21 protein-coding genes are annotated in these 21,511 nt (G+C 72.7%); 10 read left to right on the top strand and 11 right to left on the bottom strand.

Annotated features, from left to right (window positions below; translation table 11 throughout):
- Nucleotides 1-6: 6 nt before the first annotated feature.
- Both ACUY4T_RS06265 and ACUY4T_RS06260 read right to left on the bottom strand, forming a co-directional pair.
- The gene (locus tag ACUY4T_RS06265) at nucleotides 7-525 is read right to left on the bottom strand and encodes a thioredoxin family protein (RefSeq protein WP_446018048.1); all 519 of its coding nucleotides are present in this window, start codon (nucleotides 523-525) and stop codon (nucleotides 7-9) included.
- A 274-nt stretch (nucleotides 526-799) separates the two neighbouring features.
- A complete protein-coding gene (locus ACUY4T_RS06260) occupies nucleotides 800-2,185 on the bottom strand; it encodes a glycine--tRNA ligase (protein WP_446018047.1) in 1,386 nt (461 codons plus the stop codon).
- A 262-nt stretch (nucleotides 2,186-2,447) separates the two neighbouring features.
- On the opposite strand from ACUY4T_RS06260, the gene ACUY4T_RS06255 reads away from it, so the two are divergent.
- The 3 genes from ACUY4T_RS06255 to ACUY4T_RS06245 all read left to right on the top strand — a co-directional run bounded on the left by ACUY4T_RS06255 (nucleotide 2,448) and on the right by ACUY4T_RS06245 (nucleotide 5,322).
- Entirely contained in the window at nucleotides 2,448-3,248 is an 801-nt protein-coding gene (locus ACUY4T_RS06255) for a polysaccharide deacetylase family protein (RefSeq protein ID WP_446018046.1), read from the top strand.
- A gap of 44 nt (nucleotides 3,249-3,292) precedes the next feature.
- Nucleotides 3,293-3,700, top strand: a complete 408-nt coding sequence (locus ACUY4T_RS06250) for an NUDIX hydrolase (RefSeq protein ID WP_446018045.1) — start codon at nucleotides 3,293-3,295, stop codon at nucleotides 3,698-3,700.
- Nucleotides 3,701-3,777: 77 nt separating this feature from the next.
- Entirely contained in the window at nucleotides 3,778-5,322 is a 1,545-nt protein-coding gene (locus ACUY4T_RS06245) for an alpha/beta hydrolase (protein WP_446018044.1), read from the top strand.
- A 35-nt stretch (nucleotides 5,323-5,357) separates the two neighbouring features.
- On the opposite strand, the gene ACUY4T_RS06240 is transcribed toward ACUY4T_RS06245, so the two are convergent.
- A complete protein-coding gene (locus ACUY4T_RS06240; RefSeq protein ID WP_446018043.1) occupies nucleotides 5,358-5,546 on the bottom strand; it encodes a hypothetical protein in 189 nt (62 codons plus the stop codon).
- Nucleotides 5,547-5,656: 110 nt separating this feature from the next.
- Between ACUY4T_RS06240 and ACUY4T_RS06235 the strand changes: the two genes are divergently transcribed.
- Nucleotides 5,657-6,343: a M23 family metallopeptidase gene (locus tag ACUY4T_RS06235; RefSeq protein WP_446018042.1), complete on the top strand. Its 687-nt coding sequence runs from the start codon at nucleotides 5,657-5,659 to the stop codon at nucleotides 6,341-6,343.
- A 25-nt stretch (nucleotides 6,344-6,368) separates the two neighbouring features.
- Here ACUY4T_RS06235 and ACUY4T_RS06230 read toward each other — a convergent pair whose 3' ends face one another.
- The 4 genes from ACUY4T_RS06230 to ACUY4T_RS06215 form a co-directional block, all read right to left on the bottom strand.
- Nucleotides 6,369-7,274, bottom strand: coding sequence for a serine hydrolase (locus ACUY4T_RS06230; RefSeq protein WP_446018041.1), 906 nt, complete (start codon nucleotides 7,272-7,274; stop codon nucleotides 6,369-6,371).
- A 94-nt stretch (nucleotides 7,275-7,368) separates the two neighbouring features.
- A complete protein-coding gene (locus ACUY4T_RS06225; protein WP_446018040.1) occupies nucleotides 7,369-9,348 on the bottom strand; it encodes a M13 family metallopeptidase in 1,980 nt (659 codons plus the stop codon).
- A gap of 13 nt (nucleotides 9,349-9,361) precedes the next feature.
- The gene (locus tag ACUY4T_RS06220) at nucleotides 9,362-10,069 is read right to left on the bottom strand and encodes a potassium channel family protein (protein WP_446018039.1); all 708 of its coding nucleotides are present in this window, start codon (nucleotides 10,067-10,069) and stop codon (nucleotides 9,362-9,364) included.
- The gene (locus ACUY4T_RS06215) at nucleotides 10,062-11,411 is read right to left on the bottom strand and encodes a TrkH family potassium uptake protein (RefSeq protein WP_446018138.1); all 1,350 of its coding nucleotides are present in this window, start codon (nucleotides 11,409-11,411) and stop codon (nucleotides 10,062-10,064) included. Before ACUY4T_RS06215 ends, ACUY4T_RS06220 begins: the two co-directional genes overlap by 8 nt.
- 127 nt (nucleotides 11,412-11,538) lie before the next feature.
- Between ACUY4T_RS06215 and ACUY4T_RS06210 the strand changes: the two genes are divergently transcribed.
- The 3 genes from ACUY4T_RS06210 to ACUY4T_RS06200 all read left to right on the top strand — a co-directional run bounded on the left by ACUY4T_RS06210 (nucleotide 11,539) and on the right by ACUY4T_RS06200 (nucleotide 14,220).
- A complete protein-coding gene (locus ACUY4T_RS06210; protein WP_446018038.1) occupies nucleotides 11,539-11,913 on the top strand; it encodes a YccF domain-containing protein in 375 nt (124 codons plus the stop codon).
- 47 nt (nucleotides 11,914-11,960) lie between these two features.
- Nucleotides 11,961-13,343: an MATE family efflux transporter gene (locus ACUY4T_RS06205; RefSeq protein ID WP_446018037.1), complete on the top strand. Its 1,383-nt coding sequence runs from the start codon at nucleotides 11,961-11,963 to the stop codon at nucleotides 13,341-13,343.
- Between the two features lie 154 nt (nucleotides 13,344-13,497).
- Nucleotides 13,498-14,220: a head GIN domain-containing protein gene (locus tag ACUY4T_RS06200; RefSeq protein WP_446018036.1), complete on the top strand. Its 723-nt coding sequence runs from the start codon at nucleotides 13,498-13,500 to the stop codon at nucleotides 14,218-14,220.
- A gap of 68 nt (nucleotides 14,221-14,288) precedes the next feature.
- Here the strand turns inward: ACUY4T_RS06200 and ACUY4T_RS06195 are convergent, their stop codons facing one another.
- From ACUY4T_RS06195 to tdh, 3 genes are all read right to left on the bottom strand, one after another.
- Nucleotides 14,289-15,365 carry a LacI family DNA-binding transcriptional regulator gene (locus tag ACUY4T_RS06195; RefSeq protein WP_446018035.1) on the bottom strand — a complete coding sequence of 359 codons (1,077 nt, stop codon included), beginning with the start codon at nucleotides 15,363-15,365 and terminating at the stop codon, nucleotides 14,289-14,291.
- Between the two features lie 168 nt (nucleotides 15,366-15,533).
- The gene (locus ACUY4T_RS06190; protein WP_446018034.1) at nucleotides 15,534-16,727 is read right to left on the bottom strand and encodes a glycine C-acetyltransferase; all 1,194 of its coding nucleotides are present in this window, start codon (nucleotides 16,725-16,727) and stop codon (nucleotides 15,534-15,536) included.
- A 2-nt stretch (nucleotides 16,728-16,729) separates the two neighbouring features.
- Nucleotides 16,730-17,773, bottom strand: a complete 1,044-nt coding sequence (gene tdh, locus ACUY4T_RS06185; protein WP_446018033.1) for an L-threonine 3-dehydrogenase — start codon at nucleotides 17,771-17,773, stop codon at nucleotides 16,730-16,732.
- 264 nt (nucleotides 17,774-18,037) lie between these two features.
- Here tdh and ACUY4T_RS06180 point away from each other — a divergent pair, with 264 nt between their 5' ends.
- The gene (locus ACUY4T_RS06180; protein ID WP_446018032.1) at nucleotides 18,038-19,333 is read left to right on the top strand and encodes an MFS transporter; all 1,296 of its coding nucleotides are present in this window, start codon (nucleotides 18,038-18,040) and stop codon (nucleotides 19,331-19,333) included.
- Nucleotides 19,334-19,625: 292 nt separating this feature from the next.
- On the top strand, nucleotides 19,626-20,120 hold the full coding sequence (locus ACUY4T_RS06175) for a hypothetical protein (RefSeq protein ID WP_446018031.1): 495 nt from the start codon (nucleotides 19,626-19,628) through the stop codon (nucleotides 20,118-20,120).
- 13 nt (nucleotides 20,121-20,133) lie between these two features.
- Here ACUY4T_RS06175 and ACUY4T_RS06170 read toward each other — a convergent pair whose 3' ends face one another.
- Nucleotides 20,134-20,691, bottom strand: coding sequence for a dihydrofolate reductase family protein (locus ACUY4T_RS06170; RefSeq protein WP_446018030.1), 558 nt, complete (start codon nucleotides 20,689-20,691; stop codon nucleotides 20,134-20,136).
- A 49-nt stretch (nucleotides 20,692-20,740) separates the two neighbouring features.
- Between ACUY4T_RS06170 and nucS the strand changes: the two genes are divergently transcribed.
- Nucleotides 20,741-21,436 carry an endonuclease NucS gene (gene nucS / locus ACUY4T_RS06165; RefSeq protein ID WP_446018029.1) on the top strand — a complete coding sequence of 232 codons (696 nt, stop codon included), beginning with the start codon at nucleotides 20,741-20,743 and terminating at the stop codon, nucleotides 21,434-21,436.
- Nucleotides 21,437-21,511: the final 75 nt, after the last annotated feature.

Here is a 21,511-nt window from a genome sequence, read left to right as displayed (position 1 = left end):
CGCGGGTCACGGCATCGCCGCGACGAGCGACTCCACCGACGGGTCGTCGTAGAGCACCACGGTCGAGACCGGCTCGCCCGCGTCGTCGAGGAACACGATGGTCGTCTGCAGGGTGACCCCGTACTGCTGGCGCAGGTCGGCGCGGGAGTCGTAGTCGACCTTGAAGACCGTGAGCCCGTCGGGCGCGCCCTGCGCCTTCAGGTCCTCGTCGAGCGCGCGGCACTTCGGGCACCAGCTCGCGTGGAAGAACAGCGCCTTCGGCCCGGCGGTCGACTCGATCGCGCCGTCCTCGTAGTCGAGGTAGGCGCCCTCGGCAGGGGCGGCCGGCTCCTCGGCGGCGTCGGCGGATGCCTCGGGGGTCTCGGTCGCGTCCTGCGTGGGCTCGGACGTCATCGCCTCCGACTGCGTGGCCTCGGGGTCGGCGCCCGCGGCATCCGTCGTGGCGCACCCCGTGAGCGCGAGCGCCCCGACGAGCAGGGCGATCGTGCCGAGGGGTCGTACCGGTCGGTCGGGTCGTGCGCGCATCGTGGTCCTCGTTCCGCGGGCGCCCTCGGCCCGCTCCGTCCTTCCACGGTACGTGCGGCGCGCTGCGGGCGCCCGGGCCCGTGGTTACGGAATGCTGACGGTCGCCCGCCCGCCGCGACGACGGAGATCGCCGCATCCTCGGACGGATTCGCGGGAACCGTCCGAAGACACGGCGATCTCCGAGGGACGTGTGGGGGTGGGCGGCCCGAGGGTAGGGGGCGGGGGCCCAGGGGGTGGGGGCCCAGGGGGGTGGGGGCCCAGGGTGAGTGGGGGGTCAGGCGCCGAGGAGGCGGCTGCCGAGGTACGACTCGAGCTCGGCGAGCGGCACGCGCTCCTGCTGCATGGTGTCGCGGTCGCGCACCGTCACGGCCTGGTCGTCGAGCGAGTCGAAGTCGACCGTGACGCAGAACGGGGTGCCGATCTCGTCCTGGCGGCGGTAGCGGCGGCCGATCGCGCCCGCGTCGTCGAACTCGACGTTCCACAGCTTGCGCAGTCGGGCGGCCACGTCGCGGGCGAGGGGCGACAGCCGCTCGTTGCGCGACAGCGGCAGCACGGCGGCCTTGACCGGCGCGAGGCGCGGGTCGAGCTTCAGCACGGTGCGGGTGTCGACGCCGCCCTTCGCGTTCGGCACCTCCTCGACGTGGTACGCGTCGACGAGGAACGCCATGAGCGAGCGGGTGAGGCCGGCTGCGGGCTCGATGACGTACGGGGTCCAGCGCTCGTTCTTCGACTGGTCGAAGAACGAGAGGTCCTTGCCGGACGCCTTCGCGTGGGTCGACAGGTCGAAGTCGGTGCGGTTTGCGACACCCTCGAGCTCGCCCCACTCGCCGCCGGTGAAGCCGAACTTGTACTCGACGTCGACGGTGCGCTTCGAGTAGTGGCTGAGCTTGTCCTTCGGGTGCTCGAACAGGCGCAGGTTCTCGGGGTCGATGCCGAGGTCGACGTACCACTGGAGACGGGTGTCGATCCAGTACTGGTGCCATTCCTCATCGGTGCCGGGCTCGACGAAGAACTCCATCTCCATCTGCTCGAACTCGCGCGTGCGGAAGATGAAGTTGCCCGGCGTGATCTCGTTGCGGAACGACTTGCCGATCTGGCCGATGCCGAACGGCGGCTTCATGCGCGCCGCCTGGAGCACGTTGGCGAAGTTCACGAAGATGCCCTGCGCGGTCTCGGGGCGCAGGTAGTGCAGGCCCGACTCGTCGTCGACGACGCCGAGGAACGTCTTCAGCAGGCCTGAGAAGGCGCGCGGCTCCGTCCACTGGCCGCGCGTGCCGCAGTTGGGGCAGACGATGTCGAGGAGGCCGTTCTCCGGCTCGCGGCCCTTCTTCTCCTCGAAGGCCTCGATGAGGTGGTCCTCGCGGAAGCGCTTGTGGCAGTGCAGGCACTCGATCAGCGGGTCGGTGAACACGGCGACGTGGCCGGAGGCCTCCCACACCTGGGTGGGCAGGATGACGCTCGAGTCCAGGCCGACGACGTCGTCGCGGCCCTGCACCATCGAGCGCCACCACTGGCGCTTGATGTTCTCCTTCAGCTCGACGCCGAGGGGGCCGTAGTCCCACGCCGACCGGGACCCGCCGTAGATCTCACCGGCCTGGAAGACGAAGCCCCGGTGCTGGGCGAGGGTGATGACGGCGTCGAGACGGCTGGGTGCGGCCACGGTGGCTCCAATGGTCCAAAAGCGGGAGGGGTCGGGCGAGGCGCCCGCAAGTCGATGTCCTTATCCTACGGTCGAGCGGATGCCGCCCCGAAACGCGCGCACGTTCGGCATCCGTCACCGCGCCCCGGCGCCGGCGCCCCGGCCGGCGGACGCGTCGGCCGACCGGATCGCACCACGCGGGTGCTGCGCCCGTGCCGCACCGCCGCGCAGGTGTAGAACAGCGGCGTGGGCGCCGCCCGGACGACGCCCGGTCGGGAGCGCCATGGGAGACGTGACACGGCGCACGGTCGTGGCCTCGCTCGGCATCGGCGCGGTCCTGGTGTTCGGCAAGCTCGCCGCCGACGCCCGGGGCGGAGGCGGTTCAGCTGGGCCGGGCGCCGCGGCGGCGCCTCCCCCGCCGCCGGTCGCGCCGGCGCCCGAAGTCGCCCGGGTGGCCGTGCCCGCCGGTGCCCTGACCGCACTCCCGCCCGAGGCGGGCGACCTGATCGCGCTCACCCTCGACGACGGCACCGACTCCGCCGTGGTCGCCGCGTACACGGCGTTCGCAGTGGAACGCGACCTCCGGCTCACGTACTTCGTGAACGGGACCTACCGCTCGTGGACCGAGAACGCCGAGACGCTGCGGCCGCACGTCGCGAGCAGCCGCATCCAGCTCGCCAACCACACCTGGTCGCATCCCGACCTCACCACGCTCGACGACGCCGGCATCCGGGCGGAGCTGCAGCGCAACCACGACTTCCTCGCCGACGTGTACGGGGTCGACGCGCGGCCGTACTACCGGCCGCCGTACGGCCGGCACGACGCGCGGGTCGACGCCGCCGCGGCATCCGTCGGCTACACCGTGCCGACTCGCTGGTACGGCGAGCTCGGCCCGCCGGCGGCCTCAGAGGGCGAGATCCTTGCGGCGGCCGACGAGTGGTTCACGGCGGGGCGCATCGTGATCGGCCACCTGAACCACGACCCGGCCACGCGGGTGTTCGGGTCGCTCGCCGACCTGCTCGACGAACGCGGCCTGACGACGGTCACCCTGAACGACGTGTTCGTCACGGCGCAGCATCCGTGATCGTCCCCGGGCGAGCGCCCGCGGGCTGCCCCTAGGCTGAGCGGATGCCGCCCCTGCCCGACCTGCACGTCGCCGCGATCGCGGTGATCCGCGGCCGCCGCATGCTGATGGTGACGGCGCGGGGCCGCGAGGTGCACTACCTCCCGGGCGGCAAGATCGACCCGGGCGAGACGCCCGCCGAGGCCGCGGCGCGCGAAGCGCGGGAGGAGGTCGGCCTCGTGCTCGACCCCGCGGAGCTGGTCGAGGCGTTCACGGTGCGCGAGCTCGCCCACGGCCAGGGCGAGGGACGCCACGTCACGATGCACGTGTTCCTCGCCGAGACGGACGCCGTGCCCGAGCCGGCCGGCGAGGTCGACGCCGTGCACTGGGTGGGCACGGCCGACGCCGATCGTTGCCCGCCGGCCGGCGTCGAGGTGCTGCGGCGGCTCGCGGCATCCGGACTCGTCGACTGATCTCGGGCGACGTGCGGCGGTCCCGCCGCGACGTGCTGGAAGGATGGGCGCAGGCGCGTGACCGGGAGGGGGTGCGGATGTCGCGGACGCGCGAGTTCCGCCGCGGCGGCGGCGTGACCGTCATCACGGAGTCCGGCGACTCCGGCGGCGACCGCCCCGTCTTCGTGCTCGTCCACGGCATCGGCATGGGCCACCGCTACTGGTCGGACCTCGCCGACGCGCTCGCGCGCGAGGGTCGCGTGCTCGCGCTCGACCTCCCTGGGTTCGGCGAGGCACCGGAACCCGACGAGCCCCTGACGATGTCGCAGTCCGGCGACTACCTCGGCGACCTGATCGAGGCGGAGGGACTCGACCGGCCCGTCGTGCTGGTCGGGCACTCGATGGGCTCGCAGATCGTCGCGGAGACCGCCGTGCAGCGGCCCGCGCTCGTGGCATCCGTCGTGCTCATCGCCCCGACGGTCAACCCGCGCGAGCGTTCGTCGGTGGCGCAGGGCCTCCGCCTGCTGGAGGACCCGTCGCTGACCCGGCCCAAGGTCGTGGCGCTCGGCATCCGCTCCTACCTGCAGGCCGGGCCGCGCTGGTACTTCAAGAAGCTCCGCCAGATGCTCGACCACCGCCTCGAGCTCGTGCTGCCGGACGTCGCGGCGCCGGCGCTGGTGATCCGCGGCGAGCACGACCGGCTGGCGCCGCGCCCGTGGGCCGAGCAGGTGTCGCTCATGCTGCCCCGCGGACGGTACGTCGAGGTGCCCGACCGCGGCCACGAGACCATGGTGACGGCCGGCGACCGGGTCGCCGACCTCGTCGCGCGTCACGCGCGGGGCGAGGCCGTGGGGCACGTGGTCGACCGGGTCTCGGAGCCCGCGCCGCCGTCGCTCGTCGAGCGAGGCTGGTGGTGGGCGGGCGACTACGCGTACGCGGGCTGGCGGCAGGCCGCCGCGCTGGTGGAGGGCCGGCGCCCGCCGGCGCGTTGGCGGGCGGGCGACCCTTCGCTGCCCGAGATCGTGCTGCTGCCGGGCATCTACGAGCACTGGTCGTTCCTCCGCCCGCTCGGCGACGCGCTCTCGGCGGCGGGGCACCGCGTCCGGGTGGTCCACGGCATGGGCACGAACCGCCGCGGCGTCGCCGACACCGCACGGCGGCTCGGCCGCGCGCTCGCGAAGGTCCGGACGCCTCCGGCCGGTCGGGTGATCGTCGCGCACAGCAAGGGCGGGCTCATCGCGAAGCACCTGCTGCTGGCCGAGTCGGATGCCGCGGGCACGACGGCGCCGGGCGACGACGCGGGCCGCAGCGAGGGACCGGGGCGACTGCACGGCGTGGTGGCGATCTGCACGCCCTTCGCCGGGTCGCGGATGGCGCGCCTGATCGTCGACCCGAGCGTGCGGGCGCTGCTGCCGAGCGACGAGACCATCGTGATGCTCTCGCGGGCCGACTCGGTCAACGCCCGCATCGTCTCGGTGTTCGGGCGCTTCGACCCGCACATCCCGGACGGCAGCGTGCTCGACGGGGCGACGAACGTGCGGGTGCCCGTGCCGGGGCACTTCCGCATCCTGGGCGCGCCTGAGACGCATCGGGCGGTGCTCGACGGGGTGGCGCTGCTGGTGGACCCGGCCCGGACGCCCTGACGACTCGTCGCTGCGGCCCGCGGCCCGTCAGCGCCTCAGAAGGAGTGCTTGGCGACCCCGGCCGTGTGGGCGGCGGCGACCGCCTCGCTGTGCGAGCGCTCGCCGTGCAGCGACCCGCCGGCGTCGCCGGGCCGGCGGCGCACGCGCCGCTCGCGGACGACGAGGACGGCCGAGACCGAGACGACGATCACCCCGATTCCCACGAGCCAGTACGCCAGTTCCATCTCGCCCTCGCTTCCTCGGTTGCGGCGAGCCTACCGGGCCGGGCACCCGAACGTGGTGGAGGCGTTGCGGGACATGCGCGCCGGCGACAGGATCGTGGCGAGGAGGGGAGATGGCCGACCACCGACAAGGACCCGGACCGGGACCCGCTGCGATCGAGCTCGCGCTGCCCTTCCGCGGGCGCTGGATGGCGCGCAACAGTCCCGCGCGGCGGGTCCCCAGCCATGGCACCCACCTGATGGGGACGACCTACGCGATCGACTTCATCCCCCTGGACGCGGACGGCAGCCCCGCACCGCGAACGTGGCGCAGCCTTATCGCGACCGAGCCGCCGGAGGACTTCCCCGGCTTCGGACGGCCGGTGCTGGCCCCGGCGGACGGCACGGTCGTGCTCGCCCACGACGGCGAAGCGGACCACGAGGCCCGCCGTTCGCAGCCGGCATTGCTCGGCTACGCGCTCACGCAGGCCTCGCGGGTGCGCGCGGGCGCAGCGGCGATCGCCGGGAACCACGTGGTGCTCTCACTCGGACCGCGGGGGCCGTACGTGCTGGTCGCCCACCTGCGCCGAGGGTCGGTGCGGGTGCGGCCCGGCGACGCCGTCCGGGTCGGCGACGCGGTCGGCGGATGCGGCAACTCGGGCAACAGCACGCAGCCGCACGTGCACGTCCAGGTCACCGACTCGCTCGACTGGGCGCTCACCCGCGGCCTGCCGATGACGTTCCGACACCCTCGAGCGGGCGCCCGCCCCGAGGACGCGGCGTGGATGCCCGCTGAGTCGGAGGTCGTCGACGCCGGGTGACCGGCGCCGGGGCGGGCCGCCCGGGTCAGTGCACGTACTCCAGCAGGTCGGCGCCCACCTGGCGCATGCCGTCGAGGACCGCGAGGCGCGTCGCGAGCTGCGTGTCGGCGAAGTACATCGAGACCGCGTACGACACGCTCGCCCTCGGTCCGCGGAGCACGCCGACCTCGCTGCGCACCCCGCCGTCGGTGCCGGTCTTGTTCATGAGCAGCAGGCCGTGGTCGGGCGTGCGGTGGGCGAGCGGGTCGAGACCGAACGCCGCGGCGACCATCGACAGGTCGGCGTTCAGCGACAGCCAGCCGACCACGCGCTGCGAGACCTCGGGGCTCACGATCTCGCCGCGCGCGAGCGCCGCGAAGAGCCAGGTGAGCTCCTTGGCCGAGCCGATCGAGAGCTGCGGCGCGTCATCCGGGCCCCGGTGGTCGCGCACCAGGTCGAGCAGCGCGGTACGGGTCAGGCCGAGGGTCTCGGTGCGGGCACGCACCGACTCGAGGCCGATGTGCCGGATGAGCACGTTCGTGGCGAGGTTGTCGCTCGTCGCCCCGATGAGCGCCGCGAGGTCGGCCATCGGCAGCGCCGGCGTCTGCAGGTGCTGCCAGATGCCCGAATCGCCGACCGCGTCACGCGGGTCGCGGTCGAGCACGGCGAAGCCATCGGGGCTCGCGGTGCCGAGCCGCGCCGCCACCTCGACCAGCAGCAGCACCTTGCCGATCGACGCCGTGGGCATCACGACGTGGTCGTCGACGGAGAACAGCACCCGGCCGGTCGCGAGGTCGGTCGCGCGGGCCGACACCTGGACGCCGGCGAGCGCGAGCTCGCCGAGCGCGTCGAACCCTCGCGAGAAGTCCTCGAGGTGCTCGTCCGTGCGATGGCGGGCCCGGCGGAACGTGGCGTGCCGGGCACGGCGTTCGGAACCCTGCGACGAGGTCATCACGTGGCTGAGGGACTTCCTGTGCGGGCCGGGCGCACCCGCACCGCAGCATCACGGTGCGCTCGACGGGTCGGACGGGGGTAGGGGCGGGGTGCTACCAGATGCGGACGCGCTCGGCCGGGTCCAGCCAGAGCTCGTCGTCGGGAGCGACCCCGAAGCCAGTGTAGAACTCGTCGATGTTGCGGACGATCTGATTGCACCGGAATTCGTTCGGCGAGTGCGGGTCGACCGCGAGCAGGCGGACGACCTCCTCGTCACGGCCCTTCAGCTGCCAGGCCTGCGCCCAGGAGAGGAAGAACCGCTGGGCGCCCGTGAGATCGTCCACGACGGGCGCCTCGGCGCCGTCGAGCGAGCGCACGTACGCCTTCCAGGCGATCGCGAGGCCGCCGAGGTCGCCGATGTTCTCGCCGATGGTCAGGGCGCCGTTGACGTGGTGCGTCCCGTCGCCGCCGGCCGCGGCGAGCTGCTCGGGCACCAGCACGTCGTACTGGTCGATGAGCGCCTTCGTGCGTTCCTCGAACGCCGCGCGGTCGGCGTCGGTCCACCAGTCCAGCAGTCGTCCGTCGCCGTCGAAGCGCGAGCCCTGGTCGTCGAAGCCGTGGCCGATCTCGTGCCCGATGACGGCGCCGATCGCGCCGTAGTTGGCTGCGGCATCCCGTTCGGCGTCGAAGAAGGGGAACTGCAGGATCGCCGCGGGGAACACGATCTCGTTGAACCCGGGGTTGTAGTACGCGTTGATCGTCTGCGGCGTCATGAACCACTCGTCGCGGTCGATCGGCTCGCCGATCTTGCCGAGCTGGCGCTGGAACTCGAACTCGCCCGCCGCGCGGACGTTCGCGATGAGGTCGTCGGGGTCGACCTCGAGCGTCGAGTAGTCGCGCCACTTCACCGGGTAGCCGATCTTGGGCGTGAACTTCTCGAGCTTGTCGAGCGCCTTCGCTCGGGTCTCCTCTCCCATCCAGTCGAGGCCGGCGATCGAGTCGCGGTACGCCTCGACGAGGTTCGCGACGAGCTCGTCCATGGCCTCCTTCGCCGCGGGCGGGAAGTGGCGCTCGACGTAGATGCGGCCGACGGCCTCGCCCATGGCCCCCTCGACGAACGAGACGGCGCGCTTCCAGCGCTCGCGGAGCTCCGGCGTGCCCGAGAGCGTGCGCCCGTAGAAGTCGAAGTTGGCGTCGACGAAGTCCTTCGAGAGGTAGGCCGCGCTCGAGCGGATGACCTGCCAGGCGAGCCAGTCGCGCCAGGCGGGCAGCCGGTCCTCCGTGAACAGCGCGCCCACGCCCTCGACGAAGCTCGGCTGGCGCACGACGAGCTCGTCGAACGCGCCCGACGGCACGCCCATCGCGTCGCGCCAGCGGTCGAGGTCGACGGATGCCGCGGCCGTGACCTCGGCCCACGGCCGCAGGTTGTAGGTCTTCTGCGAGTCGCGCGACTCCACGTTGGTCCAGTGGGTCGCGGCGATCTCGGTCTCGAGGTCGAAGACGCGCTGGGCCCGGTCCGCGACGTCGTCGAGCTTGGCGAGCTCGAACATCCGCTCGAGATGCGCCCGGTACTTGTCGCGGACGGCGGCGAACCGCTCCTCGCGGAAGTAGCTCTCGTCGGGGAGCCCGATACCGCCCTGCTCCACGAAGACGAGGTAGCGCTCGGGGTCGCCCGGGTCGTTGTCGACGAACAGCTGCGCGAAGCCGGAGACGCCCTGGCGCTCGAGGCGCCCGATCGTCTCGAGCAGCTCGTCGATCGTGCCGGGCAGGGTCGTCTCGACGATCTGGCCGGCGATGGGCGTCGCCCCGAGCAGCTCCGCGCGCTCCTCGTTCATGAACGACGCGTACAGGTCGCCGACCTTCCGGGCCTCGGAGCCGGGTTCGGCGCCCTGCGCCTCCTCGATGATCGCGCGGACCGCGCGTTCGGCCTCCTCGTAGAGAACGAGGAAGCTGCCGTAGCGCGCCTTGTCGGCGGGGATCTCGGTGCGCGCCATCCACTTGCCGTTGACGTGCCGGAACAGGTCGTCCTGCGGACGCACCGCCGGGTCGAGTTCGTCGAGGATGATGCCGGAGGGCTTCGTCGCGTCGGTCATCCCAGCAGCCTAATCAGCGCAGCTGGGCGAAGCCCTCCGCCTTGCTCGTGGGTCCGACGATCAGGATCGTGTCGCCCTCGCCGAGGACGGTCTCGGCGTCGGCGTTGCGCCACTCGTCGCCCGGGCGCTTGTACGCGGCGACCGTCACGCCGTACTCCTTGCGGAGCCCGGTCTGGCCGAGCGGCACCCCGTGGAGGCGGGCGGGCGGCGCCGACTTCACGATCGCGTACCCCGGCTCGATCTCGATGTAGTCGAGCGCCGCACCGCGCACGAGGTGCGCCACGCGCTTGCCCATCTCGGCCTCGGGCCGGATCACGTGGTGCACGCCGAGCTGCTCGAGGATGAGCGCGTGCTGCTCGGTCACCGCCTTCGCCCAGATCACGGGGGTGCGCATGCCGAGCAGGACCGAGCACGTCAGGATCGACGCCGTGATGTCGCTGCCGATCGCGACGACGACGCGGTCGAACTCGTCGATGGCGAGCTGCTTCAGGGCCTCCGCCCTGGTCGAGTCGGCGCGCACGACCTGCGTGAGCTCGCCGTTCAGCGTCTGCACGATCTCCTCGTCGGCGTCGATGCCGAGCACCTCGGTGCCGGCCTGCATGAGCTCGAGGGCGAGCGACGTGCCGAACCGGCCGAGGCCGATGACGGCCACCGAGTCGGCCTCGGCGATGCGTCGGGACTGGTCGGCGGCGGTGCCTCCGAAGATCGAGAACCTAGCCAATTGCGGGCCTTTCCTTGGGGAGTTCGTAGAGGATGCGGCGCTCGCGCAGCGCGATCGCCGAGCCCAGGGTGAGCGGGCCGATGCGGCCGAGGAACATGAGCAGCACGAGGACGATCTCGGCGGCGGGAGGGAGGTTGCCCGTGATGCCCGTCGACAGGCCGACGGTCGCGAACGCGGAGATCGCCTCGAAGGCCACCACGTCGAACGTCAGGTTCGTGATGTGCATGAGCACGATCGTCGCGGTCATCACCGCGCCCACCGCGACGAGGACGACGGTGATCGCCTGCCGGTGCACCGCGCGCGAGAGCCGCTTGCCGAAGATGTTCACCGCGCCCTCGCCCCGGAACTCGGTGAGGAGGATGAAGAACAGCACCGCGAAGGTCGTCACCTTGATGCCGCCGGCCGTGCCCGCCGGACCGCCGCCGATGAACATCAGCACGTCCATCACGACCCAGCTCTCGTCGTGCATGAGGCCGACGTCGATGTTGTTGAAGCCGGCGGTGCGCGTCTGCGTCGACATGAAGAAGGCCGCGAGGATGCGGGCGGGCGGGTCGAGTCGGCCGAAGGTACCCGGGTTCGACCACTCCGCCACCGCGAGGTACGCCGTGCCGCCGACGAGGAGCACCACCGTGCCCCAGATCACCAGCTTGGTGTTCATCGACCAGTGCAGCGGCCTCGCGAACTCCTTGCGGAGCTGCATGATCACGGGGAATCCGAGGCCGCCGAGGATGATCGCCGCGCACATCGGCAGGCTGATGAACGGGTCGTCGACGAACCCGATCATGTTGTCGGTGTACAGGGCGAAGCCCGCGTTGTTGAACGACGAGACGGAGTGGAACAGGGCGAACCACGCGGCATCCGGCACGCTGTAGCCGTAGCCGAACAGGAACCGCGGGAACAGGAACACCCAGGTGGCGCCCTCGATCGCGAACGAGATCAGCACGATGCCGCGCACCAGCCCCCGCACGTCGTCGTAGCCCACGGACTTCGCCTCGGCGGCGGTGTTGAGGCGCGCCCGGACGGAGAGCCGCCGGGCCAGCACCAGTCCGATGAGCGACGCGAAGATCATGATGCCGAGGCCGCCGAGCTGGATGAGCAGCAGGATGACGCCGTGGCCGAGCGGACTCCAGTGGAGTTCCGTGTCGACGACGGTCAGGCCCGTCACGCACACCGCGCTCGTCGCCGTGAACAGGGCGTCGACGAAGCTCGTGCCGCCCTGCTCGACGGTCATGGGCGGCAACCACAGCAGCACGGTGCCGCCGAGGACTGCCGCAGCGAACCCCGCGACCACCGCCTGCGCGGGGTGGAGGCGGAATCGCCGGATGCGGAGGCGGCCACGCATGCGGGCCGCCGACTCGCGGTAGGTCACCGCGGAATCATACGCCCGTCGCGGCGATCGTCGAGCGGATGGCGCGGCATCCGTCGACCCCTCGCGCACGGTCGGCCGCCGGTGGCAGGATCGAGCCATCATGAACACGCTGCTGAACGTCATCTGGTTCGTGCTCGCGGGCGTCTGGCTCTGGATCGGGTACATGCTCGCCGGGGTGCTGATGTGCATCCTCATCGTCACCATCCCGTGGGGGCTCGCGTCGTTCCGCATCGGCAACTACGCCGTCTGGCCCTTCGGTCGCGAGGTCGTGTCGAACCCCCGCTCGGGCACGTGGTCGTTCCTCGGCAACGTGATCTGGGTCGTCCTCGCCGGATGGTGGCTCGCCCTCGAGCACCTGGTCACCGGCGTGATCATGTGCCTCACGATCATCGGCATCCCCCTCGGCATCGCCAACTTCAAGCTCATCGCCGTCTCGCTCGCCCCGCTCGGCAAGGAGATCGTCGAGTCGAGGTGAACGCGGGGCGCGGCGGCGTCGGCGCCTCCGCGTAGGCTCGATCCGCCATGAGCGCCTCCCCCGCCCCCGCCCCTCCCCCATCCGTCGCCCGCCGGGCGGTGGACCGCGACATCCTGCGCCTCGCGGTGCCCGCGCTCGGGGCGCTCGTCGCCGAGCCGCTGTTCCTGCTCGCCGACACCGCCATGGTGGGGCACCTCGGGGCGACGCCGCTCGCCGGGCTCGGCCTCGCGAGCGCCATCCTCCAGACCATCGTGGGCCTCATGGTCTTCCTCGCGTACGCGACGACGCCCTCGGTGGCGCGACGACTGGGTGCGGGCGACGAGCGCGGCGCCGTGGCATCCGGCATCGACGGGCTCTGGCTCGCGCTCGGGCTGGGCGCCGTCCTCGCCCTCGGCGGGTGGGCGGCGTCGCCGTGGCTGGCCGGCGCGTTCGGCGCCTCGGAGGCGGTGACCGACCAGGCCGTCGCGTACCTGACGATCTCGATGATCGGCCTGCCCGCGATGCTCGTGGTGTTCGCCGCCACCGGGCTGCTCCGCGGCCTGCAGGACACCCGGACGCCGCTGTACGTCGCGGGCGTCGGCTTCGCGGCCAACATCGCGCTCAACGCGCTCTTCATCTACGGCCTCGGCCTCGGCATCGCGGGATCGGCGATCGGTACGGTCGTCGCGCAGTGGGGCATGGTCGCGGTGTACCTCGTGGTCGTCGCCCGGCACGCCCGCAGGGTGGGCGCCGACCCGTGGCCGCACCACGCGGGCGTGGTGCGCGGCGCCGCCTCGGGGGGCTGGCTCTTCCTCCGCACGCTCAGCCTGCGGGCGGCCCTCCTCGTGGCCACCTGGTCGGCGACGGCACTCGGCTCCGACGAGCTCGCCGCCTTCCAGGTCACGATGACGCTCTACTCGACGCTCGCCTTCGCGCTCGACGCGCTCGCCATCGCCGCCCAGGCGCTCGTCGGCAAGGGCCTGGGGGCCGGCGACGTCAGCCGGGTGCGGGCCGTGCTGCGCCGCTGCCTCGAGTGGGGCGTGGGCGGCGGCGTCGTGCTCGGCGCGCTCGTGGTCGCCGGCGCGTGGGCGCTGCCCGTACTGTTCACCTCCTCCGTCGAGGTGCGCGACCTGCTGCCGCTCTCGCTCGTGGTGCTCGGCGTCTCCACGCCGCTCGCGGGCGCCGTGTTCGTGCTCGACGGGGTGCTCATCGGGGCGGGCGACGCGCGCTACCTCGCCTGGACCGGGCTGGTGAACCTCGCCGTCTACGCCCCGGTCGCGTTCGCCGTCGTCGCGTGGGCGGGCGGGGCGGATGCCGCGGCCGTGACGCCGCCCGTCGCCCTCGCCCTCGTCACCGGCGCGTTCGTCCTCGTCTACCTCGCGGCGCGCGGGGTCACGCTGTCGCTCCGGGCGCGGGGTCGCGCGTGGATGGTCACCGGCGCTCCCGCCTGACGGGTCGGCGCGACCTGCGCCCGCCCCGGCGGTACGCCGGAGGACCGCCCCGGAGGACCGCCCCGGACGTGACCAAGGACCCGTCGTCCGGCGGCGGCGCAGCGCTACGCTCGCCGGGAACCCCCGTCGGGCGGGGGCCGGGAGGGGGCCGGACATGCACCGCGCAACCATGCGCCGGATCGGCGCTGCGGCGGTCGGCGCGACCGTGCTGGCTGCGCTCACCGCGTGCGTGCCGTTCGTGAGCGCAGGCGACCAGCGGACCGAGGAACGCGACATCGACGACGCGTCGCAGGTCGTGCTGCGAACCGGGGGCGACATCGACATCCGCCTCGGCGACGAACCGTCGCTGACCGTGAGCGGCGGCGCGAACGTGCTCGAACGGCTCGCGACCGAGGTCGAGGACGGACGCCTCGTCATCGCCATCCGTCGCGGCCCCATCATCATCGGCGATCGCGACCTGCAGGTCGACGTGACCGTGACCTCGCTGGAATCGGTCGTCATCTCGGGATCCGGCGACGTGACCGCCGAGTTCGGCGACGCGGAGGACGTCTCGGTCGAGATCAGCGGATCCGGGGAGATCGAGGCGGACGACCTCGACGCCGCGTCGGTGCGCGCCGGGATCAGCGGCTCCGGATCCGTCGACCTCTCGGGCCGCGCGGACGCGCTCGTCGTCGAGGTGAGCGGATCGGGCGAGATCGACGCGAGCGACCTCGACGCCGCCACCGCCCAGGTGGTCGTGTCCGGTTCGGGCGACGTGCGGGTGAGCGCGAGCGACGAGCTCGACGTGACCATCTCGGGCAGCGGCGGGGTGCGATACTCGGGGCGGCCCGAGGTCCGCAGCAGCATCTCGGGATCGGGCGAGCTCGCACCCGAGTAGGCGGGGCGCTGCGTACGGGCGGCGCGGGGCGTTGCGGGCACGGCGGGGCGCCGGCCGTGCCGCGGGCGCTAGGAGCGCGGCGGCGCGGTCGTGTCGCCGACGTGGAGCTCGCTCGTGAAGTCGGTGCCCGCGGCCGCCTCGCCCGACAGCATGCGCACGACCGCCTCCCCGGCCGCCCGCCCCTTCGCGACCGACGGCTGCACGAGCGTCGTGAGGTCGTGCTGCAGCCCGTCGACCCGGATGCCGTCGAAGCCGACGACGCTGACGTCGCGCGGCACGTCGAGCCCGAGCTCCTCCGCCGCGCGGATGACGCCTGCCGCGAGCAGGTCGCTCTGCGCGACGATCGCGGTCGGTCGCGAGCGGGGATCGGCCAGCAGGGCGCGCCCGGCCTCGAGCCCCTCCTCGATCGAGCTCGCCGCGCCGACCTGAACGCGGGCGTCCGGGTAGACGTCGCGGACCCCGCGCAGCCGCTCGAGGGCGGTGTCGACCGTCGCGGCCGCCTCGAGCTCCGGCGTGAGCGGGCCGCGGGTGAGGCTGGACTCGAACGGCAGGGTGACCGTCGCGACCTCGGCATGCCCCAAGTCGCGCAGGTGCTCGGCCCCGAGGCGGGTGGCCTCGCGGTTGTCGATCGTGATCTCGGGGATGTCGCCGCCCGGCGCCCCCTCGATGGCCACCATGGGGATGCCGCGGCGCTGCAGCGCCTCCATCTGGCGGAAGAACTTCGTGCTGCAGCCGATGAGCACGACCGCGTCGACCGGTGCGTTGTCGAGGCTGACCGGCGCCGCCGGGTCGCCGGTGTCGGTGAAGAGGAGCAGGCCGGCGCCGAGCGGCGCGATGCCCTCGGTGAGCCCGTCGAGGGTCTGGATCTTCACGGGGTCGAGGAACGCCGCGCGCACCCGCTCCTCCAGCACCACCCCGACGATGCCCGAGCGACCCCGCCGCAGCGACCGCGCGCGGGGGTCGGGGCCCGCGTAGCCCAGTTCGGATGCCGCGACGAGGACGCGCTCCTTCGTGGCATCCGACACCGGGCCCGAGCCGCTGAACGCGAGCGACGCGGTCGACGCCGAGACGCCGGCGCGGGCGGCGACGTCGGCGAGCGTCGGACGCGCCGGGGAGGCGGTCGTGGTTGCGGGTTCGGGGCTCACGTCTCCGATTCTACGTTCGAATCGATTCGAGCCGCCCGAACCCGTCTCGGACTGCGGATATACGATCCGGCGCGCCGACCACGGCGGCCGTTGACCGGCGCGGCGGATCGTATATCCGCCGATTCGGGCGGGCGGGGCGGGCGGTGCGAGCGGATGCCGCGTGGCGGGTCAGGCGGGGGCGGCCGCGAGCACCGCGTCGCGGGCCTCCGTGAACGCGGCCACGCAGCGGCGGATCTCGTCCTCGGTGTGCGCGGCCGAGAGCTGGACGCGGATGCGCGCCCGACCCTTCGGCACCACCGGGTAGGAGAACGCCGTCACGTAGACGCCGCGCTCGGCGAGCGCCGCCGCGACGCGGGCGGTCAGCGCCGCGTCGCCGAACATCACCGGGACGATCGGGTGCTCGCCGGGCAGCAGGTCGAACTCGGCATCCGTCATCAGCTCGCGGAACAGCGCGGCGTTCGCGACGAGCCGCCGGCGCAGCTCGCCCGACTCGCTGACCAGGCGCAGCGCCTCGATCGTGCCCGCGACGATGGCCGGGGCCAGGGTGTTGGAGAAGAGGTACGGCCGGGCGCGCTGGCGCAGCAGGTCGACGATCTCCTGCCGGGCCGCGACGTATCCGCCGGACGCCCCGCCGAGCGCCTTGCCGAACGTGCCCGTGGTGATGTCGACGCGGCCCTCGACCCCGCAGAGCTCGGGCGTGCCCCGGCCGTGCTCGCCCACGAAGCCGACGGCGTGCGAGTCGTCGACGAACACGAGCGCGTCGTACCGCTCCGCGAGGTCGCAGATCTCCTGCAGCGGCGCGATGTAGCCGTCCATGGAGAAGACGCCGTCGGTGACGATCACCTTCCGGCGCGCGTCCGAGGCCTCCTGCAGCTTCGCCTCGAGGTCGGCCATGTCGCGGTTCGCGTACCGGAAGCGCCGGGCCTTGGAGAGCCGGATGCCGTCGATGATCGACGCGTGGTTCAGCTCGTCCGAGATGATCGCGTCGTCGGCACCGAACAGGACCTCGAACACGCCGCCGTTCGCGTCGAAGCACGACGAGAAGAGGATGGTGTCGTCGTAGCCGAGGAACTCGGAGACGGCGCGCTCGAGCTCGAGGTGGAGCTCCTGGGTGCCGCAGATGAAGCGGACGCTCGCCATGCCGTAGCCCCACTCGTCGAGGCCGCGATGCGCGGCGGCGACGATGCGCGGGTCGTTGGCCAGGCCCAGGTAGTTGTTCGCGCAGAAGTTCAGCTCCTGGCGCCCGGCGACCTCGATCTCGGACGACTGCGGGCCGTGGATGCCGCGCTCGTGCTTGGTGAGGCCCGCGGCCTCGATCTCGTCGAGCTCGGCGCGCAGCTGCGCCTTCACCGCTCCGTACATGCTCAGACCTCCGTCCAGTCGAGGATGACCTTGCCCGCGCCGCCCGAGGCGGCGGCGTCGAACGCCGCGCGCCAGTCGCGTGCCGCGTAGCGGTCGCTGATGATGGATGCCACGCGCTCGCGCAGCTCGCCGCTGGTCTGCAGCATCGCGCTCATCGAGTTCCACGTCTCGAACATCTCGCGGCCGTAGATGCCCTTCAGCGTCAGCATGTGGGTGACGACCTTGCCCCAGTCGACGGCGAACGGCTCGCTCGGCAGTCCGAGCAGCGCGATGCGGCCGCCGTGGTTCATGTTGTCGATCATCTCGGGCAGCGCCTTCGCGGAGCCCGACATCTCGAACCCGACGTCGAAGCCCTCGCGCATGCCGAGGCGGGGCTGCAGGTCGCGGATGCGCTCGCGCGACACGTCGACCGTGGCATCCGCACCCATCTTCATCGCGAGCTCGAGGCGGGCCGGGCTCACGTCGCTCGCGACGATGAAGCGGGCGCCGACATGGCGGGCGACCGCGATCGACATGAGGCCGATGGGCCCGCAGCCGGTGACGAGCACGTCCTCGCCCACCACCGAGAAGGCGAGCGCGGTGTGCACGGCGTTGCCGAACGGGTCGAAGATCGCGCCGACCTCGGGCTCGACGTCGGCGTGGTGGACCCAGACGTTCTCGCCGGGGATCACCACATACTCGGCGAAGGCGCCGTCGCGGTGCAGCCCGACGCCCTTCGTGCGAATGCACATCTGGCGGCGGCCGGCGCGGCAATTGCGGCACATGCCGCACACGATGTGCCCCTCGCCCGAGACGCGGTCGCCGACCGCGACGTCGTGCACGAGCTCGCCGACCTCGACGACCTCGCCGCAGAACTCGTGCCCCGGGATCAGCGGCGTGCGGATCTCGGAGGCGGCCCAGTCGTCCCACTGCTCGATGTGCAGGTCGGTGCCGCAGATGCCCGTGCGCAGCACCCGGATCTTGACGTCGGCCGGTCCGGGCTCGGGCTCGGGGCGGTCGACGAACTCGAATCCCGCGCCGGGCGCGGACTTGTACAGGGCCTTCATCGGCGGTGCCTTCTGCGTACGGGCGCCCGCGGGGTGTGCCGGCGCCGGCTTCGTGCGCCGAGGGTCACGGCGCCGCGTCGAGGTGACCCGCCCATCGTAGTCAGGCGGGCGAACGGATGGCGCTTGCAGCCTCCGAGCCTGCTCGATATGGTGGTCGAATCGATTCGAGTCGAATCGATTCGACCACCCGGCCGCCCGACATCCGGGCCCGCCAGAACCGAAGGCAGTGCAGTAATGTCGCAGCACCGAGAGAGCGCAGGGACGATGACGCACCACGGAACCGAGCAGCCCACGGACCCGGGCGACGGCGCGAACACCGCCGGCGCGACATCCGCTCGGCCCCGCCGCGAACTCGTCGCCTGGCGCAACGCGGTCTTCGCGATTTTCTTCCTGTCCGGCTTCGGGCTGGCGAGCTGGGTCGCGCGCCTGCCGGTCGTGCGCGACGCCGTCGAGCTGAGCACGCAGGGCGTGGGGCTCGTGATCCTCGCCGGATCGATCGGCGCGATCGTCGGCCTCGTCGCGGCGCCACCGATCATGGCCCGGTTCGGTGCCCGGCTCGGGATGACCGGGGTGATGGTGCTCGCGTCCGCCGGGCTGGTGCTCGTCGGGCTCGGCGGGTCGCCGCTGCCCTCCGTGACGCTCGTCGCCGTCGGCCTCGTCATGTTCGGGTTCGGCAACGGCGCCGTCGACGTGATGATGAACGTCGAGGGCGCCGAGGCCGAGCGCGAGCTCGGCCGCACCGTGATGCCGCTCATGCACGCGTTCTTCAGCTTCGGCACCGTCGCCGGCGGGGCGCTGGCCGCCGCGGCATCCGCCCTCGGCGTCGACCTCGCGATCCACCTCTCGCTCGTCGCCGCGGTCATCGCGGTCGGCGTGATCGTCGCGGTGCGCTTCGTGCCCGCCCGCGCGGAACTCGGCGACCCGAAGGACGGGGCGCCGCGCGACCCGTGGGCGATCCGCCTCCGGCGCAGCCTGTCGGTGTGGGCCGACGTCCGCCTGCTGCTGATCGGCGTCGTCATGCTCGGCATGTCGTTCGCCGAGGGCAGCGCGAACGACTGGCTCGCCCTGGCGGTGGTCGACGGCCACGGCTTCGACGAGACGACCGGCGCGGTCATGTTCACCGTCTTCACGGTCGCGATCACGGGTGCGCGCGTGCTCGGCGGACCGTTCATCGACCGCTTCGGACGCGTGCCGATGCTGCAGTCGATGGCCGCGATCGGCGTGGTCGGGCTCGCCATGTTCATCTTCGGCTCCGAGACGTGGGTACTCGTCGTCGGCACGCTCCTCTGGGGCATCGGCTGCTCGCTCGCGTTCCCCGTCGGCATGTCGGCCGCCGCCGACGTGCCCGACCGCGCGGATGCCGCCGCCCGCGTCTCGGCCGTCGCCATGATCGGCTACTGCGCGTTCCTCGTCGGCCCGCCGCTCATCGGGTTCCTCGGCGAGCAGTTCGGCATCCTGAACGGGCTGCTCCTGCTGCTCGCGCTCATGGTGGTCGCGGGCCTCGCCGCGCCGGCCGCGCGCGAGCGCACCCGCCCGGCCCGCCGTCGGCGCGCGGCCTGAGCCGTCCCCTCTCGCTCGGCCCGGCCCGCCTCCCTCGGCCCGGTCCGTCTCGCCCCGTCCCGTCTCGCCCCGCTCGCCCCGTCCCGTCGACGGGAGGTTTCTGCGTTCGAGGCAGGTACCGAATCCCCCTCCGCCGCAGAAACCTCCCGTGGACCGCGCACGAGGACGCGAGAGAGGAGGGAGGCGGGAGGAAGGGAGGGAGAGGGGCGAGAGAGAGGGAGGGCGTAGGGCGAGCCGCGCGCGGCGCGCGGAGGGGGGTGCGGCCGCGGCATCCGCTCGGCATGATGCGAGCATGAGCGATCGCGAACGCCCCGGCCCCGGCCCCAGCCCCGCCCCGTCCGACGACGAGCCCCGCCCCGAGCACACGAGGCCGCCGGGCACGACGGATGCCACGATCGAGGCCCTCGGCAAGTACTCCGAGGCGCTCGAGGTGATCGAGGACGCCCGCGGGTCGTTGTACCACTGGCACCGCCTGACCGGTAAGGCCGACATGAAGATCGGCGAAGCGGTCGAACTGCTGCGCACGGCGGGGCACCACGAGATCGCCGACCGCATCGACCGGGAGATCATCGGGCGCAACGTGCTCGAGGGGCGGTGGACGTTCCAGGTCGTCGAGGAGTACGACGACGGCTACTACGACGCGGTGAAGGCCTCCGAGCGGGCGGCGCGCGACGAGCTCGTCGGCGGTCGCCGTCACGTCTACGAGTCGGAGATGAAGGAGCGCAACCGCACGCGCGGCCTGCGACACCATGAGGCGCGCCCGCACGACGCCTCGTCGCAGGGCTGACCGCGCGCCGCCGTCACACCTCGGCGCGTCGGTAGGCGAGCCCGACGACGCCTCCCTCGAACCGCCGCTCCTCGACGAGCTCCAGGTCGAGCCGCGCCGTGGGGAAGGCCCGGGTCCCGCCGCCGACGAGCACCGGGAAGACGTGGAGGACCACGTCGTCGACCAGGCCCGCCCGGAAGGCGGGGCCGGCGAGGTCGGGCCCCGCGATCGCGACGTCGCGGCCGGCGGAGGTCACGAACCGCCGCACCTCGTCGACGTCGAAGTGGCGCTCCAGCACCGTGCGCGGCGCATCGACGCCCGGCAGCGTGCGGGAGTAGACGACCTTGTCGGCGGCGCTCCAGATCCGGGCGAACCCGGCGACGACGTCGGGCTGTCCGTCGAGGTCCACCGTGTCCCAGGCCCGCATCACCTCGTACGTCCGCCGCCCGAGGAGGAAGGTGCCGACCCCGCGCAGCGCGTCGTTGACCGCGCGGTGCACGTCGTCGCCCGGCACGGCCCAGTCGAATCGGCCGTCCGGGTCGGCGATGTACCCGTCGAGCGAGGCGAGCGTCGAGGAGATCATCCGGCCCATCGGTCCCCCTTCGGATCGCCGTCGCGTGACTCCACCGTAGACTCGCAGGGTGCGTCTCGTCATCGCCCGTTGCTCCGTCGACTACGCCGGACGGCTCTCGGCGCACCTCCCGCTCGCGACCCGCCTCCTGATGGTCAAGGGCGACGGCAGCCTCCTCGTGCACTCCGACGGCGGAAGCTACAAGCCGCTCAACTGGATGAGCCCGCCGTGCTCCCTCGAGACCGGGGAGCCCGACGACGACCAGCGCGAGGCGGGCGTCGCCGAGGTCTGGACCGTGACGCACCGCAAGACCGCCGACCGGCTGATCGTGTCGATCCACGAGGTGCTGCACGACACCGTGCACGACCTCGGCGTCGACCCCGGCCTGCAGAAGGACGGCGTGGAGTCGCACCTGCAGCAGCTGCTGGCCGAGCAGATCGAGGTGCTCGGCGACGGCTACCGCCTGGTGCGCCGCGAGTACATGACGGCGATCGGCCCGGTCGACATCCTCGCGACGGATGGCGCCGGCCGCTCGGTCGCGGTCGAGCTGAAGCGCCGCGGCGACATCGACGGGGTGGAGCAGCTCACGCGCTACCTCGAGCTCATGAACCGGGACCCGCGGCTCGCGCCCGTGAGCGGAGTGTTCGCGGCCCAGGAGATCAAGCCCCAGGCCCGCACGCTCGCGGAGGACCGCGGCATCCGGTGCGTGGTGCTCGACTACGACGCCATGCGGGGCGTGGACAGCGGCCACGCCCGTCTGTTCTGACCCCACCGGCCCGCCCGGCCTGCCGTGAGCCGGGGCGCCCCCACCCGTTCCTGAGAGTTGCTCGCATCTTGCCGT

The sequence above is a fragment of the Agromyces arachidis genome (assembly GCF_052805135.1).
This window is presented reverse-complemented; position numbering and strand designations above follow the sequence as displayed.

Coding starts and splice junctions, on each gene's coding strand:
- ACUY4T_RS06265 (WP_446018048.1), bottom strand. CDS start 525: ATGCGCGCACGACCCGACCGACCGGTACGACCCCTCGGCACGATCGCC.
- ACUY4T_RS06255 (WP_446018046.1), top strand. CDS start 2,448: ATGGGAGACGTGACACGGCGCACGGTCGTGGCCTCGCTCGGCATCGGC.
- ACUY4T_RS06250 (WP_446018045.1), top strand. CDS start 3,293: ATGCCGCCCCTGCCCGACCTGCACGTCGCCGCGATCGCGGTGATCCGC.
- ACUY4T_RS06245 (WP_446018044.1), top strand. CDS start 3,778: ATGTCGCGGACGCGCGAGTTCCGCCGCGGCGGCGGCGTGACCGTCATC.
- ACUY4T_RS06240 (WP_446018043.1), bottom strand. CDS start 5,546: ATGGAACTGGCGTACTGGCTCGTGGGAATCGGGGTGATCGTCGTCTCG.
- ACUY4T_RS06235 (WP_446018042.1), top strand. CDS start 5,657: ATGGCCGACCACCGACAAGGACCCGGACCGGGACCCGCTGCGATCGAG.
- ACUY4T_RS06230 (WP_446018041.1), bottom strand. CDS start 7,274: ATGACCTCGTCGCAGGGTTCCGAACGCCGTGCCCGGCACGCCACGTTC.
- ACUY4T_RS06225 (WP_446018040.1), bottom strand. CDS start 9,348: ATGACCGACGCGACGAAGCCCTCCGGCATCATCCTCGACGAACTCGAC.
- ACUY4T_RS06215 (WP_446018138.1), bottom strand. CDS start 11,411: ATGCGTGGCCGCCTCCGCATCCGGCGATTCCGCCTCCACCCCGCGCAG.
- ACUY4T_RS06210 (WP_446018038.1), top strand. CDS start 11,539: ATGAACACGCTGCTGAACGTCATCTGGTTCGTGCTCGCGGGCGTCTGG.
- ACUY4T_RS06205 (WP_446018037.1), top strand. CDS start 11,961: ATGAGCGCCTCCCCCGCCCCCGCCCCTCCCCCATCCGTCGCCCGCCGG.
- ACUY4T_RS06200 (WP_446018036.1), top strand. CDS start 13,498: ATGCACCGCGCAACCATGCGCCGGATCGGCGCTGCGGCGGTCGGCGCG.
- ACUY4T_RS06190 (WP_446018034.1), bottom strand. CDS start 16,727: ATGTACGGAGCGGTGAAGGCGCAGCTGCGCGCCGAGCTCGACGAGATC.
- tdh (WP_446018033.1), bottom strand. CDS start 17,773: ATGAAGGCCCTGTACAAGTCCGCGCCCGGCGCGGGATTCGAGTTCGTC.
- ACUY4T_RS06180 (WP_446018032.1), top strand. CDS start 18,038: ATGACGCACCACGGAACCGAGCAGCCCACGGACCCGGGCGACGGCGCG.
- ACUY4T_RS06175 (WP_446018031.1), top strand. CDS start 19,626: ATGAGCGATCGCGAACGCCCCGGCCCCGGCCCCAGCCCCGCCCCGTCC.
- ACUY4T_RS06170 (WP_446018030.1), bottom strand. CDS start 20,691: ATGGGCCGGATGATCTCCTCGACGCTCGCCTCGCTCGACGGGTACATC.